Below are 16490 nucleotides of genomic sequence, written 5' to 3' on the forward strand. Positions count from 1 at the left end.
TTGCAGACCGAGTAGCGAATGGTAACAATGACTTGGCTGATGATTTAATTAGCTCAACTGTTAACTTTAACCAATCTCAGCTAGCCCTAGCTGCCAACCAATTACAGCCTTTATTTATGGGTGCCACTAATCGTATCATTACCGATACCAATTATGCGGTTAGCGAAGCGATTACTGAGCATCGTCCAACCACGCCTGAGCGCAATCTTTGGGCAAAAATCATTGGTAGTGAAGGGATTCATGATGCAGAAAACGGTATTACAGGCTATAACTCTGACGGTTACGGTGCCATCGTTGGTTTAGATACCCCTATTAATAGCAATCTAAATCTAGGTGTTGCAGTGTCTTATATCAAAACTGATGCAGATACTGATGGTAGCAACTTAGACCATGAGCTGACTGCTAAAAACTGGCAGATACTAGGCTATGGTAACTATGCCGCAAGTGAAGCTACTGATGTGAACTTTCATGCTGGTGCTGGCAGCAGTGATGTGAAGGGCGAGCGCCATCTGTCCATCTTATCAAATGCTACTGCAACCTCCGATTACTCTGTTGATACCTTACAAGCAGGATTGGGTGTAAGTCATCTTATCGGCGATGTACAGCGTAACATAACACCATTTGCTCAGGTGAACTATGCCCAAGCGAAAAGCGATAGTTACCAAGAAACTGGCTCTGGTGTTTATAATCTAAACGTCGATGAAAATAAATATGAATCAATGCGTTGGACAGCTGGGCTACGTATGTCACAGCTTTTAACACCAAAACTTGCGCTTACGGGTCAATTGGCCGCAGCAATTGAGAATGGTGATAAATATTCTGATATTACTGCCAGCTTCGTTAGTATGCCTAATGATAAGTTCACTACTATTGGTCAGGAAGTTGGTCGTGAGATTGGTATTGCAGGTATCGGTCTTAGCTATATAGCGTCGCCTAATATGAAAATTTCAGCAGGTTATCGTGGAGAGTGGCGTGACAATTACGATGATCAAGGTGCTAGCATCGCGCTACAAACAACGTTTTAATATCTAATATAGTTATACAATAAAACGGCTTGAACCTACTTTAAATTAGGTTCAAGCTTTTTTTATGTTTATACTTTATTCTTTAACTTCGTTTCTTTAAATACTAAACTTTCGACGCCTCATAAATCTCTTCAATCGAAGTATTAATCGTATCAGCAAATTCTTGATCGCTTTGCTGTTTGCTCAAGCCTTCGGTAAAGGCACGCGAGAAACTGGCAATCATGCCTGGATTTTCCTTGAGCTTAGCACAAGCATCACTACGGCTATAGCCACCAGATAGCGCCACAACTCTCAATACTTTTGGATGGTCAATCAGCTCTTGGTAAAATCCAGCTTCTTCAGGCAACGTTAGCTTCAGCATCACTTGCTGCTTATCATTTAAGCGTTCAAGATTATGCAAAATACTGGTCTTAAGTATCAGCTCACAGTCATGTTTTTTAGTACTATTAATATCAACTTCTGGCTCTACAATGGGCATCAAACCCTTTGAGATAATTTGCTTCGCCACATCAAATTGCTGCTGTACGACCAGCTCAATACCATCAACATTTGGCTCATAAATTACTGAGCGCATTTTAGTACCGAATACCGGATAATTTTTAGCCTTGTTTAATAATAGGTCTAAATTAGGTATCGGGCGCATCACTTGCACGCCATTCATGTGTTCCGCCAAACCTTTATCAACTTTTAAAAATGGGACGATATTTTTCTCTTCCCATAGATAATTGGCGGTCGGCTTGCCATTTACTTCACGCTCCATCGTATCTTCGAATAAAATTGCTCCAAGGACGCGCTCATTATCAAACGCTGTGCAAGTCATAATACGGGCACGCATCTCATGTACCAAATCAAACATCGCTTCGTCGTTGTCATAATCGTAACTAGTGACGCCATAATTTTCTAGCGCTTTTGGCGTGCTACCGCCACTTTGGTCGAGTGCTGCGATGAATCCTGAACCGTTTTTTATACGCTGTAATTGTTTTTCGTATTCCATTGAAAGTGCATCCTATTTTTATTAATCAAAATCAAATGTTACAAAGGTAAACGGATATTTATCAATTTATGCATGTCTGTCCGTTTGCAGATAACCTTACCATAGGACGCTCTGTGTGCCTATATCTCGTCAGTTAAAGAATTAGAGAAACTTGTTCTTACGCTAAAATTATTATGCTAAAAACAGTACCGCTACACAGCTTACTGCTAATAATAATCCCACCATGTTGACACGATTAAGCGATTCTTTAAATACGCCGACACCAATAATGGTCGCCACCGCAATAACCCCGACATTCATACCAGTAAAGACAATACTTGGTGATTCAGATAGTATTTGATGGGCGCGGATATAAGCATAAATATTACCGATATTCAGCGCACCTAATAATAATCCAGCTGCCAATGCTCGACCTTGCCAGCGTACCCGAGTGATAAGCAAATAGATAAATAGCAGTAAGCCCGCTAAGCCAAAGCTGACAAACAACGTGAGCGGAAATGCAGCGCCTTGTTTGGCAACTTGCTTAAATAAAATATCAATAACGCCGTAGCCTACCCAAACACCGAATAACCACAGCGGTGTGCGTAGTGCCTGTTTATTAACCACGTTATTGGTCGCAGTATTTGTACTAGTAGTCTCGTTAACAAGTGCGCTTTGCTGCGGGCGATACACCAGTGCCCCAAGTGCTAAGAAACCTAATGCTAAGCCAAAAATGCGCGTGCCTGTTAGCACCTCTCCAAATAAGAGAAACGCCGCAATTATCGGGATAATTAGCGATAAACGCTGAGCAGCATCGGTCGCGACCATGCCAACCGCCGCAATCGCGCGACCAAGAATAACGAACACTGCGGGCAATAATATACCAAGCGCAATGATAATCCCCCACGCGCCACCAAGCTCACCGACTTTGCTGACATCAGGTTTTAATAATAACCAAGTAAGCAAAAAGGCGACTGGATAACCAGCAACGATGGTCTGACGAATATCTATATTTTTTTGTCGTAATATTTTTAATAGCACGGAGACGGCGACGCTACATAACACCGCAATCGTTAAATACATCATAAGTTTCTACCTTAATTGAATCGCAGCCTTGCTTTATTATTATGATCATCATTTAAATGACACTGCTGATAAATGACACAGCTGAAACATTTAGAAAAAAACCATTAAATGTAACAATATATTTCATATACAGCAACTGATATATACGATTTTCAGTTTTCTATTGAGAGTTTTTCAAGCAACATTCGATTAGAAAGGATTTACAGCGTTTAAAAGCATTCAAATTACAATTACCATGCAGGCGCGATTACTAAGTTTTGCTAAAATAGAATGCTATTTTATTAACATAAGTAACCACTCAAGATAACGTTTGCTAGCGTTTATCTTGACGTATTGCTATTGACGTATTACTACCGCCTATGAACGCTCTATTTCGCTTTTTTGAATCCCGCCTATCCGCCTTTCCTGATACCCCAATGCCACTGCCCCGTGATGGGCTGATAAAATTTCTGTGGGCGTGTACCGAAGGTTTGCGCGGCTGGTTACTTCTTTTTATGATTCTGTCCGCTGGTATTGGGGTCTATGAGGCCATGCTGTTTGCATGGATTGGTAATCTGGTCGATTGGCTAGGCACTTATACACCGCAGACGCTATGGACTGAAAAAGGCGATATGCTACTGTTGATGCTAGCCGTGCTGATTATTAGCCCCTTTTGGATTTCCTTATCCTCACTGATTCGCTTTCAATCAATTCAAGGCGTCTTTCCGATGCAGATGCGCTGGCGTTTTCACCAGCGCATGCTCAATCAATCGATGCAATTCTATCAAGATGAGTTCTCTGGTCGGGTCTCTGCTAAAGTCATGCAAACTGCACTAGCGGTACGTGATACGGTCATGACCGTCACTGACATGCTGCTGTATGTCCTCGTCTACTTTATCACCACTGGGGTGATTTTATTTAACTTAGACGTCTTATTACTGATTCCGTTTGTGATTTGGTTTGTGTTATTTGGCCTGACCATGTGGTTTTTTATTCCTAAGCTCAAACATACCGCCATTGTGCAGGCTGATGCTCGTGCATTGATGGTTGGTCGTATCACCGATGCCTATGCTAATATTATGACCGTTAAACTATTTAGCCATTCACGTCGTGAGCTGAGCTATGCTAAAGATGCGATGGGACAGTTTCTAGGTACGGTACACTCGCAAATGCGCTGGGTCTCTCAACTTGAGATCGTTAATCATACTATTAGTGTCATTTTAGTCGGTACTACCGCTGGGATTGGCTTATATTTATGGCAAGGTGGTGCAGTTGGCGTCGGTGCGATTGCCGCGGCAACCGCCATGGCGTTACGGTTGAACGGTCTCACCAAAATGATTATGTGGCAAACCGCCAGCTTATTTGAAAGTATCGGTACGGTTCAAGATGGCATGCGTACCTTATCCGCACCGCAAACCATCGTAGACATACCTAATGCTAAAGCGCTAGTGGTCACAGAGGGCAATATTGTCTTTGATCATGTTGATTTTAGTTACGAAAGCGTCGATATCGAAGGTGAAAAAATTGATACGGTTAGCACTACCCTTACCGCCTCGCACACAAAACTATTAGATGATTTTTATTTAAATATCAAACCGGGTGAAAAGATTGGCTTGGTTGGTCGTTCAGGTGCTGGTAAGTCTACTTTGGTGAATTTACTATTACGATTTTTTGATGTTGATAGCGGCAAGATTTATATCGATGGTCAAGCGATTGACGAGGTGACCCAAGAATCGTTGCGTCAGCAAATTGGTATGGTTACCCAAGATACCTCATTGCTACATCGCACGGTACGTGAAAATATTGCCTATGGTCGCCCTGATGCTAGCGATGATGAAATCGTCTTTGCCGCAAAACAAGCGCAAGCATGGGAATTCATTAAAGACCTATATGATGATAAAGGTAATAAGGGGCTCGATACTCAAGTTGGTGAACGCGGCGTTAAACTCTCTGGTGGTCAACGTCAACGTATTGCTATCGCACGCGTCATGCTCAAAAATGCGCCTATTTTATTGCTTGATGAGGCGACCAGTGCCCTTGATTCTGAAATTGAATTTGCGATTACCGAAAGCTTAAACGACATCATGACTGGTAAAACCGTTATTGCCATTGCTCATCGTCTATCTACTATTGCCGCTCTCGATAGATTAGTGGTTATGGATAAAGGACGTATTATTGAGCAAGGCAGTCATGACGAATTACTGGCATTACATGGCGTCTATGCACGCTTATGGCATCGTCAAAGTGGTGGCTTCTTAGGTGAAGACGACTAGACTGCCATAACTTCGCTCACTCAAAAAACACAGGAATGTGACATCATTATGGAAAATCTTGCAAAAAATATTACGATTTCTGGACAACAAGCACGCTATTACGATCTAGCCGAACTTAACAAAGTAGCGGGTTCAAACCCTACTTCACGTCCTCCGGCACACTTTTATGGTGGCAATAGTTTTCCCGTTGGCACTTACGCACCATTATTAAATGAGCTGGTATCTGACTTTGATATAAGCTCGCTTGCCTTACGCGGCTATTGGTATGATAAGCCGCAGAGCCGTCGCCTCACGCGCGAGCAAGATGCTGATATGCTTATTGAGTTTCTGGAAAAGACGCAAGATAAGCCTATCGTTGGTATTGGACATTCTCAAGGCGCGACTGCTACCGCCATGGCTGCAGCGAAGCGCCCAGAGCTATTCTCACAGCTATACCTAATAGAACCGGTGACATTTACCAAAAAACAAGCGACGATATACAATCTATTGCCGCGTCAGTTTCTACTTAGCCGCGAGCCTTTTAAAAGCACTTTGACCAAGCAATCTACTTGGGCAAGTGTCAATGATTATTATGATAGCCTGCGCGCTCAGCGTGCCTATAAGCGTATCAGTGATGCACACTTGCGGGTGTTTGCTGAGCAAAGCTTGGTGGCAAATCCTGAGGGTAGCTATACATTGATGTTTGCGCCAGAGCAAGAGCTGGCCAACTATTTTGGTGCGCCTCATATTGATGCAGCCCTTAAGCAGCTTAGCTGTCCTTATACGCTTATTACGGGCAAGCCAACGTTATTTATCAATCAACAAGTGCGCAAACAATGGCAAAAATTCGTTCCTGATAACAGCATTATATCCTTGCTAGACTATGGCCACCTGTTACCGATGGAAGCGCCTGAATTATGTGCTCAAGTTATCAATGAGCATTATCAGAGCAGTAAATAGGCTTAATATATGACTGATCTTTTTGCCCCTGCACCGACTGACAATCTATTGCCTTACGACGGTAAAGTGAATGACTTAGGGCTTATTATTGATTATCCTAGCGCTTTATATTATAGCTTGTTGACCGAGCTACCTTGGCAAGCTGATGTTGTGACTTTATTTGGCAAAACCCATATCACGACTCGCCAAATCGTTTGGATGGGTGAAAGTGATATTGGTTACCAATATTCTGGTCATTCGCGTCAAGCGATTCCATGGTCAGATACGATGTTTCATGTGAAACATCATATTGAACAGCAACTATTGAATATCGGTATCGAAGTTAATTTTAACTCGTGCTTACTCAACTATTATCCTACTGGCGCTGACGGTATGGGCTATCATGCGGATGATGAAAAGGAGTTAGGTTTTCAGCCGATTATTGCTTCTTTATCACTGGGTACTACACGCAAATTTGTCTTTAAGCATAAAAAAACTCAAGATAAAGTCGAGCTTTATCTTGAGTCAGGTCAGCTTATCGTGATGCACGGCGATACCCAGACCTTTTGGAAGCACACCATTACTAAGACTAAAACGGTAGATACTGGCCGAATTAGCCTAACGTTTAGACAGATGTCCTGTAATTAATCAAATCTGGCAATCAATCAAATCTAGCTTAGCTTAGCTTACTTTTAAAACAATCTTACCAAAGGTATCACCTTTCTGTAGCTCGCGGTGTGCTTCTACCACCTCAGATAGCGGATAAGTTTGCTGAATCTGTAAGGCTAATTTACCATCAGCGATGTATTGTAAAACCTTTGCCATATCGCAACCACTTGGCTGTACGGCATAACCCTTTACACTTAAGTTTCTACTATTACCTGCTTCTTTTAGCTTATCAACCCAAATCGTTGGCAGCACGTTGACACGTCCATCCGACTTGAGCACGCTAAGCGCACGCACACCCGCATCATTACCAACTAAGTCCAGTAGCACATCGGCTTGTAAGTCAGGGAAGGTATCCTCTTTAGTATAATCAATCCAACCTGCCAGCTTACTTTTATCGATTAAACAATCAAGCTTGGCATATTTTTCTGGCGAGCAAATCACCGTTATTTTTATATTATCTTTTGCGATTTTATTGACTAATAACTGAATAGCCAAATGACCAACACCGCCTGCTGGTGCATTGATCACCACGTGCTCACCTTTTTTAATATCAGCAAACTCTACAAACTGTAGCGCCGTTTGCCCGATACAAGGTAGCGCGCCTGCCTGCTTTAACGTCACAGATTCAGGTATTTTTGCTAGCATCTTGGCATCAACTGCCACATACTCTGCATAGCAGCTGCCGTCAAAGCTAAGAGCTGCTACTTGATCACCAATATCAAATTGCTCGTTATTACTTTTAACTACCTCGCCCGCCACATCAAAGCCTAAAATGGCAGGCTGATCGTGATCGAATTTATTTTTTTGAATGCCATCAGCACCCCAACCTTTACCTTGGCGAGTTTTATAATCGACAGGATTGATACCAGCATAAGCAACTTTTACTAATACTTGGTTATCTTTTAACTCAGGAATAGCTACGTCATCTTGATACATCATTACTTCAGGTTCACCAAATTCACGTATGAGTACGGCGTGTTGAGTGGTAGGTATTTGCTTATCAGACATGATTTATTATCCTTTTATTATTCTAATATTTCTTCGTTCATTAAATTACTACTTCGTGGCTTCGTTATTCTAGGGCAATGCCAACTCTGCACTCAAAGGCAGATGATCCGATAACGTTGACCATGGTTTACCCGTATGTACCCAAGCGTCTTTTATTCTCAGATTACGTACGTAGATACGGTCTAAGCTAAGCACAGGTAGCTTTGCGGGAAATGTTGGGAGCAATTTGCCATGACAGTGTTTAAAAGCTTCCGTCATACCTAAATTAGCAGCGAGTTTATCGCAAGACATTTTTTTCCAGTCATTAAAGTCGCCTGCCAAAATCAATGGCTGGTCAGGTGCAATCTCATTACGGACGTAATTAGCAATGGCTTCGTATTGCTTAATGCGATCGCGCTCAAACAAGTTTAAATGCGCACACAGTACGACGACAGGCATCTCCCAACCTATCGGCTGTACTTCACAGTGCAAGACACCACGCTGCTCAAGTTTATTGACCGTAATATTGACGTTATGCTTGGGATCTAACGGGAAACGACTCAACACCGCATTGCCATGATGACCATTTTCATACTCTGAGTTTTTGCCGTAGCTATTTTGCAGCTGCAGATACTCACCAAACCATTCATGCTGTGATTGGTCAGGATACTCGTTGTATTGCATATTGCGTTTGAGATTCTGACCCTGCACTTCTTGTAGACAAAGTATATCTGAGCCAATGATATCGAGTGCTTGGGCGATACCTTGTATTTTGACTTGGCGATTCATCGGCGACATGCCTTTATGAATGTTGTAGCTGGTTAAAACAAAAGAGGTGGTATTAGTCATAATTTTATTAGTCATAAACTCAGTATTGTTAGAGTAAGCGTTAAAAGCGATGGGTATCAAACAAAATTATCAAGCCTAAAAATAAGCCATGCTTCTCATTTAATTGTTGGTCGTAGCGATTAAATAATCGTAAATAGATTTTAGAAAATAGCTATTCATTACCATTATAGATATAAAAAGAGCATTGATTCGTATCGAACCAATGCTCTCATATTATACCTATGTGCTACCAATGGCTAATTCATTCATGAATATCAGCCATCGATTAGTAACGAGTTACTAGAGCAATTGGTTGGTCTTCAGCCATAATATCTTGCGGCATAAATACTGCTTTGCCGCCATTATGAATGACATGTTCAATAATTTCACCAATCGCATCATCAGTGACGCCTTCTGCAGTAGCATCATCAGCCATGCTTAAGGTTTGCGCTTCTTCATCAATCTTGGCAGGTTGCATGTAACCACGGCGGACATATAGCGTCTCGCCTACGCCTTGAAAAGCACTGCGGTAGACTTCTTGCAGATCTGTCTGCAGCATGTTTGCACCGCGGGCTTTATCAATCTCACCCAAGGCAGCTTGATGTAGCGACGTCCGATAGCCTTCTACTGCTTCTTGAACACTATCAACGATATGCTGTGCGCTACCTGCTTCCAAATTGGTCGCATTTGATACGGTAGCAATGATATTTTCTGGACGGTCGCAGGCATCTTTATAATAACCGATATTTTTTGCATCCCCAACAATGACAAGCGGCATTTTATGCTCGCCCCATAGCTCTTGAACGCTCTTATCCACTTGGTTAAAGAACTCTTTCAAATAACTACTCTCATTGTTCGCTGAACGATCAGAACCGGCATCACCCGTCGTATACAAGCCATTATTCTCAATAGGGAATGGAATGTTTTCCATATTATTTTGCGCTTTATCGTCTTTATCAAACTCACGCACGACGCGATCGTTAGAAGCTTCTATCAGGCGCGCACTGTCACGGGTTAACACCACGGTATAATAATGAACCGCGCTCGCCATATCACGGACCAAATCACGCGTAGCAAAGCTGTCTGAGATGACAACACGTTCTGTGGTATCAATAGGCATACGGACAATCTGAACATCATCAGTACTGGCAAATATCGCTAACGTATCCAAATTATAGTTATGATTAAGTTCTTTGGTTTTAGCGTGAATATTTTCCAAAATAGTGGTCGCCGTCCGCTTATCAAATTCGTTAGTTAAGCGTTCTTCGACAACCTTTAATTGATTTTTTAGGGCAATAGGATCTTTTTCGTTGGCAGGATGCTCACGGTGAGTTTTAACAAAAATACTGACTGCTGGATTTGCTTTAGTCTCACGTAAGCTTTTAAGAGTTGCTTTCATAAATACTGCTCCTTATTTTATTATCATTAGTTTCTAGTACTTCTTTTGGTATTAGTTAGCTATTACTCGTTTGAAATTTTTAATATATGATAAGTAACTGTAATAATTACCAATCGTTACTATTACCCTATCAACTTAACCTCATCAGCTATAGGGTTAATTTGCAAGCAAATGATGACGCTTTGTAAGTGGTGCTTTAACAAGCTACAGCAGCTTTAATAAGCGTAACCTAAGTATTAATATGATAATGCTAGATAACTGGGTTGTATTTTCGCTAAGTAAGACCCATCTTTTAAATAGTCTCTATAAAATCAACCAAAAATATCAGCCTTATTTATCACTATTACATTGATACATTGATACATTGATACATTTTGATAAGCGTGTAATCACTAACACCCTTCACCCTAAGGTTTCTCAAAAATAACGCCAAAATAAAATAATTGATGTATGACACTCATTTACACTCTGTTTTCTCTCCAAACTATTTATACCGGATACCTTTATGACTTCCATTGCTCCAGATTTACGCCTTGTCGATTTTTCTAGTGCCACGCCAAATACCTTACAAAGCCAAGTCGTTAGCGCTATCGATGCTGCCAATAATTTTTTAGATGAGATGACAGCAAAGAGCGATAATAATGCTTTTGAGCTCAACGCTAAGCAAGCCTTAGTCGATATCATGAGCTTTGACCATATTAATTTGGCATTGGATCGCAGCTGGGGTATTTTATCGCACCTCAATAGCGTGATGAGTAACGATGAGATCCGCCATGTCCATCACGAACTGCTACCGAAACTGTCTGCTTACGGCACACGAGTAGGACAGCATCAGCCGCTATTTAATCGGTATCAGGCAATTATTAACGATAAAGCATTTTTTGCAGCGCTTGAGCCAGCACGTGCGCGCGCCATTAAGCTTGCATTACGAAGCTTTGAGCTATCAGGCGTGGCATTACCCAAAGCAGAGCAAGACAAGTTTGCGGCTATCCAAAGCAAGCTATCTACTTTATCAGCAACATTTTCTGATCATGTATTAGATGCCACCCAAGCCTATGCGCTTCCGCTTAATGACGAGCAATTAGCGGGTTTGACCGACAGTGGTTTAGCGTTATTGGCAGATGCAGGCGAACAATATAAAACCCGTGAGCTTACCAGCAGTGCGCTCACGCAAGCTGAGATTGATGCTCTGCCAACCCCTTATTATGTGGCAAGCTTAAATATTCCTGTGTATCTTGCTGTCATGACTCATGCTGGCGATCGCCATCTACGTGAGACGCTATACCGCGCTTATGTTACTCGTGCTTCTGAATTTGACGAGCATACCAATGCCAAAGGCGAGTCATTAAACAATGCCAATCTCATGAGTGATATCCTGAAATTACGTGAGCAAAAAGCCAAGTTATTAGGCTTTAATCATTACGCTGAAGTATCGCTATCAACTAAAATGGCAGATAGTGTGGCGGAAGTTGAAACCTTTTTGCGTGATTTGGCTGTGCAAGCGACCCCAACGGCTAGACACGACCTAGCACAGTTGCAAAAGTATGCGCAGGATTATGGCGTTACTGATTTGCAGCCATGGGACAGTGCCTATATCGCTGAAAAAGTAAAACAAAACGAGTTTAGTTTATCGCAAGAAGAGATTCGCCCTTACTTCCCATTACCAAAGGTGATTAGTGGTCTATTTGCTATCGTAGAGCGTTTATACGGTATTAAAGTACAAGAACAAAGCAGTGATGATACAGGCAATCATTCTGTATCACGCTGGCACGATGACGTACGTTTTTATCAATTATTTGATGCTGACGATAACTTGCTTGGCGGCTTTTACTTTGATTTATTTGCCCGTAGCGGTAAACGCGGCGGCGCATGGATGAGTGGTTTTCAGTCGCGTTATCGCTATGATGAACAAGATCATCAGCAGCTACCTGTGTGCTTTATGGTGGGTAATTTCACGCCAGCACTCGATGGTAAGCCAAGCTTATTGACGCATGATGAAGTGCTGACCTTGTTTCATGAATTCGGTCATGGTCTCCATCACCTATTGACCCAAGTGACCGTCGGTGACGTTGCTGGTGTCAATGGTGTGGAATGGGACGCGGTTGAGCTGCCCAGCCAATTTATGGAAAACTGGGCGTGGGATGCGGAAGGTATCGCCCTGATCAGTAGCCATGTCGAAACAGGCGAACCCTTGCCCACAGACAAACTCGATGCACTGCTGGCAGTAAAAAACTTCCAAAGCGGATTACAAACGCTACGCCAAATCGAGTTCGCCTTATTTGATTTATTAATTCATGCGCATACGCCAGCACTTGATTACGAAGGTGTATTAGCAACTTTAAATACTGTGCGTAGCGACATTGCTATTATGCAAACGCCTGACTATAACCGCTTTGCCAATGGTTTTAGCCATATCTTCGCCGGTGGTTATGCAGCAGGCTATTACTCTTATAAATGGGCGGAGCTATTATCTGCAGACGCTTTTAGTAAGTTTGAAGAAGAGGGTATTTTTAATCCAATCACAGGTAGAGCATTCCGTGAGACTGTCTTGTCCGTTGGCGGTAGCTTCCCAGCCAAAACCAATTTTGAGAACTTCCGTGGTCGTAGCGCCAGTATTGATGCCTTATTACGTCACAGCGGTTTTAGCAATGGCAAAAACATTGAGGCTGCAAATGCCAAAACGACACACGAGGTCATCTAAATGCGTTATCAGTCGTCACGACCAAAGCGGCAATTCTTAGCAGGGGTACGCTGCCCCAAATGTCAGACAATGGATGCGGTAGTACAAGTAAATATCACTGAGCCAACGCCTGATGAATATATCGAATGTACTCAGTGTGGTCATACAGAGCATCGCCCCGATCCTGATGCTATTAGTGCCAAAAATCATGCTGAGGATCAGCTAACTCGTGATGCGATGGCCACCGGCACTAGTGGTACAGTGAAGTTTAAGTTATAAGCATTTAACATCACCGTTTAGAGCATAATATTTGCGTCATTCATTAATAGTATTTTCAGCCTATCTAGCAATAGATAGGCTTTTTATTTTGAGTTTGCTATAGTATGGCTACTTATATTTTTTACATAAATCGACTGTGGTATGAAAAACAAAAAAATACGTCCTTTATCTGCCAAAGCATCAAAAAAAAAGTCTACCAATCCTACTAAGCTACGCCAAAAATGGTGGTTTGCTATTATATTGATAGCGTTATTGATTGGTTATTTGGTTTGGAAAAACTCTCTACCTGCAGCTAACACGACCGCTGTAGAAAGCTTACCGACTACTACTGAACAAACTGAGGCTGTACCGTCTACTGCTACATCATTAGACAATGTGGTAAAAGAGGGTACTTTAGATGACAGACAAGTTATCGCTACTGTTACAGATACTGAGACACCTGACCCCGAGACTATCTTAAATGCGCCTCTACCGGAAACGGATGGCTTAGCTAAAGAAGAGATTGATCGCTTAGAGGACGAACGTAAACGCTTGTCTGAACAAGAAAAACTAGCCACTGAACAGATTACTATGACTAAGCAACTGACAGAGATGAAAGCTGAGCAAATCGAATTGCTCGAACAGCAAATCGCTCAGCTAGAGGCAGATACAAACGCTAAAACCAGCGCTAAATAACATAAATTTTTATCAAGGGGATGATGATGGCAACGTTGCAACTCACTCATGCCCCTGTTTTAAATAGCAGTGCGCAGCTATTAATTCTGCCAGTCAATACCGCAGGTGTGCTTTTAGACCCTATCCTTACGCGAACCAAGCGTCTATATCCAGATAATTACCAACGCTACTATCATGCTTGCCGTGATGGGAGCTTAGAAGTCGGTAGCTGTTTACTTCATAAACGCTCCCGTGAGCAAGCGGGGCTGGCTGTCAGTAGCAATGGTAACCAACCCAGTTATATTGCCAACCTCGTCATTTCAGACCATCCTTATCATCCGGCAAGATTGCGCTGGTTAACGGCAGCTTTGGTTGATTTACAGCAGCAGCTTATACCGCTGATACGCTATCAAGGTATTCGTAGAGTTGCGCTGCTATCACGTCCACTTATTTTTAATCATCCGCGACAAGATACGAGCGATGAATCTAGCCTAGAAAATCTAGTTCCTCTAGATTGGTATGCCGATTGCTTACCGCTACTGACGCAGAAGTTACAAGATTTACCTAAGCTTCGCATCGATATTCATCTTCCTAAAGATATCACTCTTTAATTACCTTCCTATCTTGTACGCTCTTTTTTAAAGCCATAAAAAAACCGCCTTGAGCACTAATGTTAAGTGACTCAAAGCGGTTTTTTATTTCTTATTACATCAAATATCGAGCCTTAGCTTTGCTCAATACCTTTCATAGTCAATTTAATGCGACCACGGTTATCAACGTCTTGTACCAATACTTTAACGATTTGACCTTCTTTTAGATAGTCAGATACATTCTCTACGCGCTCATCTGCGATTTGTGAGATATGAACTAAACCATCAGTGTTTGGTAAAACGTTAATGAAGGCACCAAAGTCAACGATACGAGCAACCGTACCTTCATATGTTTTGCCCACTTCAACTTCAGCAGTTAAGGCTTCGATTTTACCAATAGCCGCTTTGGTCGCTGCTTTGTTTTCACCAAAGATACGAATAGTACCAGCGTCATCAATATCAATAACGGCACCAGTTTCTTCCGTTAGCTGACGGATAGTTGCGCCACCTTTACCGATAACATCACGGATTTTGTCAGGATTGATTTCGATAACGGCATAGTTAGGCGCATGTGCATTAATTTCAGTACGGCTCTCAGGCAATACTTTATTCATCGCGTCTAAGATATGGATACGACCAGCATGAGCTTGTTTTAACGCTTGCTCCATGATATCTGGCGTAATACCTTCGATTTTGATATCCATCTGAAGGGCGGTGATACCATCTTTAGAACCAGCAACTTTAAAGTCCATATCGCCAAGATGATCTTCATCACCTAAGATATCAGACAGTACAGCAAAGCGCTCGCCTTCTTTTACTAAACCCATTGCGATACCAGCAACGGGTGCTTTGATTGGTACGCCAGCGTCCATCAATGCCAAGCTTGCGCCGCAAACTGAAGCCATAGACGATGAACCGTTTGATTCAGTGATTTCTGATACCACACGGATGACATACGGGAAGCGTTCGCTATCTGGAAGCATCGCTTGTACACCACGGCGCGCTAGGCGACCATGACCAATTTCGCGACGTTTAGGAATACCTTCACGACCAGTCTCGCCTACTGAGAAATGTGGGAAGTTATAATGCAACATGAAATGGTCACGAATCGTACCCGCTAGCGAGTCAATCATATTGACGTCACGGCTGTTACCTAGAGTAGTCGTTACCAAAGCCTGAGTTTCACCGCGGGTAAATAGCGCTGAACCATGAGTAAATGGTAATACACCTACTTGCACATCAATGGCACGCACTGTTTCAAGATCACGACCATCAATACGTGGCTTACCAGACAAGATATTGTCACGAACCGTACGATATTTTAGATCGTTATAAATTTCTTTTAGCTCAGATACTGTATCGCTATAAGTTTCTGACTCTGCATCACCAGCAAGCGCAGCAAGCGCAGCTTGTTTAACTTCATCAAGCTTGGTATAACGCTCTTGTTTATCAGTAATGGTGTAGGCATCAGAAACCTGCGCACCGAACTGCTCTTTCATGCTATTCGATAATGCTTCGTCACGCTTAGGAGAAGTGAACTGCTGCTTAGCGGTACCTACTTCTGCTGCTAATGAGGCAATATTATCAATAACAATTTGCTGCTGCTGATGACCGTACAATACTGCGCCTAACATTTGATCTTCTGACAACTCTTTGGCTTCTGACTCAACCATCAATACTGCCGATTTAGTACCAGCAACGATCAAGTCAAGATCACTCTCTTTAAGTTCTTCAAGAGTCGGGTTTAAAACATATTCACCATTAATAAAGCCAACACGGGCACCGGCAACAGGCCCATTAAATGGCGCGTCAGAGATAGCTAGCGCAGCTGATGCACCAATCAATGCCGCGATATCTGCCGACTGACTTTTATCTGATGATACAACCGTCGCCGTGATTTGAATTTCGTTCAAATAGCCTTCAGGGAAAAGTGGACGAATCGGACGGTCAATCAAGCGCGAAGTTAAGGTTTCAGACTCACTCGCACGGCCTTCACGTTTGCCATAAGCACCTGGGATTTTACCCGCCGCATACATTTTTTCTTGATAGTTAACTGTCAAAGGGAAGAAGTTTTGACCTTCTTTCGCTTCCGACTTAACAACGGCTGCTACTAGTACAGTTACGCCGCCCATATGAACTAAAATAGAGTT

At 42.4% G+C, this 16490-nt stretch carries 14 protein-coding genes; 8 read left to right on the forward strand and 6 right to left on the reverse strand.

All coding sequences use genetic code 11. The annotated features are described in order from the left end of the window. Positions 1–1025, forward strand: a 1025-nt coding sequence (locus tag CAN34_RS11310; RefSeq protein WP_133063022.1) for an autotransporter outer membrane beta-barrel domain-containing protein, incomplete at its 5' end; no start/stop codon positions are given. Between the two features lie 103 nt (positions 1026–1128). Here the strand turns inward: CAN34_RS11310 and CAN34_RS11315 are convergent. Both CAN34_RS11315 and CAN34_RS11320 read right to left on the reverse strand, forming a co-directional pair. Next, positions 1129–2019 (reverse strand): fructose bisphosphate aldolase, encoded by an 891-nt coding sequence (locus tag CAN34_RS11315; protein WP_089555741.1) that lies wholly within the window; start codon positions 2017–2019, stop codon positions 1129–1131. Positions 2020–2190: 171 nt separating this feature from the next. Next, positions 2191–3084: a hypothetical protein gene (locus CAN34_RS11320; RefSeq protein WP_089555742.1), complete on the reverse strand. Its 894-nt coding sequence runs from the start codon at positions 3082–3084 to the stop codon at positions 2191–2193. A 359-nt stretch (positions 3085–3443) separates the two neighbouring features. Between CAN34_RS11320 and CAN34_RS11325 the strand changes: the two genes are divergently transcribed. From CAN34_RS11325 to CAN34_RS11335, 3 genes are read left to right on the forward strand one after another with little or no spacing between them, the layout of a single operon-like run. Then, the gene (locus tag CAN34_RS11325; protein ID WP_089555743.1) at positions 3444–5336 is read left to right on the forward strand and encodes an ABC transporter ATP-binding protein; all 1893 of its coding nucleotides are present in this window, start codon (positions 3444–3446) and stop codon (positions 5334–5336) included. Positions 5337–5384: 48 nt separating this feature from the next. Further along, complete coding sequence (locus tag CAN34_RS11330; protein WP_089555744.1) at positions 5385–6275, forward strand: alpha/beta fold hydrolase; 891 nt, start codon at positions 5385–5387, stop codon at positions 6273–6275. A gap of 9 nt (positions 6276–6284) precedes the next feature. Next, positions 6285–6902: an alpha-ketoglutarate-dependent dioxygenase AlkB gene (locus CAN34_RS11335; protein WP_079690580.1), complete on the forward strand. Its 618-nt coding sequence runs from the start codon at positions 6285–6287 to the stop codon at positions 6900–6902. A 33-nt stretch (positions 6903–6935) separates the two neighbouring features. On the opposite strand, the gene CAN34_RS11340 is transcribed toward CAN34_RS11335, so the two are convergent. The 3 genes from CAN34_RS11340 to CAN34_RS11350 form a co-directional block, all read right to left on the reverse strand. Beyond that, positions 6936–7931, reverse strand: a complete 996-nt coding sequence (locus tag CAN34_RS11340; protein WP_089555745.1) for an NADP-dependent oxidoreductase — start codon at positions 7929–7931, stop codon at positions 6936–6938. Between the two features lie 69 nt (positions 7932–8000). Then, on the reverse strand, positions 8001–8759 hold the full coding sequence (locus CAN34_RS11345; protein ID WP_089555751.1) for an endonuclease/exonuclease/phosphatase family protein: 759 nt from the start codon (positions 8757–8759) through the stop codon (positions 8001–8003). Positions 8760–9024: 265 nt separating this feature from the next. Beyond that, entirely contained in the window at positions 9025–10137 is a 1113-nt protein-coding gene (locus CAN34_RS11350) for a hypothetical protein (protein ID WP_089555746.1), read from the reverse strand. A 505-nt stretch (positions 10138–10642) separates the two neighbouring features. Here CAN34_RS11350 and CAN34_RS11355 point away from each other — a divergent pair. The 4 genes from CAN34_RS11355 (at position 10643) to CAN34_RS11370 (ending at position 14361) form a co-directional block, all read left to right on the forward strand. Then, positions 10643–12838, forward strand: a complete 2196-nt coding sequence (locus tag CAN34_RS11355) for a M3 family metallopeptidase (protein ID WP_089555747.1) — start codon at positions 10643–10645, stop codon at positions 12836–12838. Further along, positions 12839–13096, forward strand: coding sequence for a YheV family putative metal-binding protein (locus CAN34_RS11360; protein ID WP_089555748.1), 258 nt, complete (start codon positions 12839–12841; stop codon positions 13094–13096). Positions 13097–13237: 141 nt separating this feature from the next. Further along, positions 13238–13771 (forward strand): hypothetical protein, encoded by a 534-nt coding sequence (locus CAN34_RS11365; protein WP_089555749.1) that lies wholly within the window; start codon positions 13238–13240, stop codon positions 13769–13771. A 26-nt stretch (positions 13772–13797) separates the two neighbouring features. Continuing rightward, positions 13798–14361, forward strand: coding sequence for a hypothetical protein (locus CAN34_RS11370; RefSeq protein WP_089555750.1), 564 nt, complete (start codon positions 13798–13800; stop codon positions 14359–14361). A gap of 113 nt (positions 14362–14474) precedes the next feature. Here the strand turns inward: CAN34_RS11370 and pnp are convergent. Then, positions 14475–16490, reverse strand: a 2016-nt coding sequence (pnp, locus tag CAN34_RS11375; RefSeq protein WP_089555752.1) for a polyribonucleotide nucleotidyltransferase, incomplete at its 5' end; no start/stop codon positions are given.

The sequence above is a fragment of the Psychrobacter sp. DAB_AL32B genome, assembly GCF_002224105.1.
Lineage (GTDB): Bacteria > Pseudomonadota > Gammaproteobacteria > Pseudomonadales > Moraxellaceae > Psychrobacter.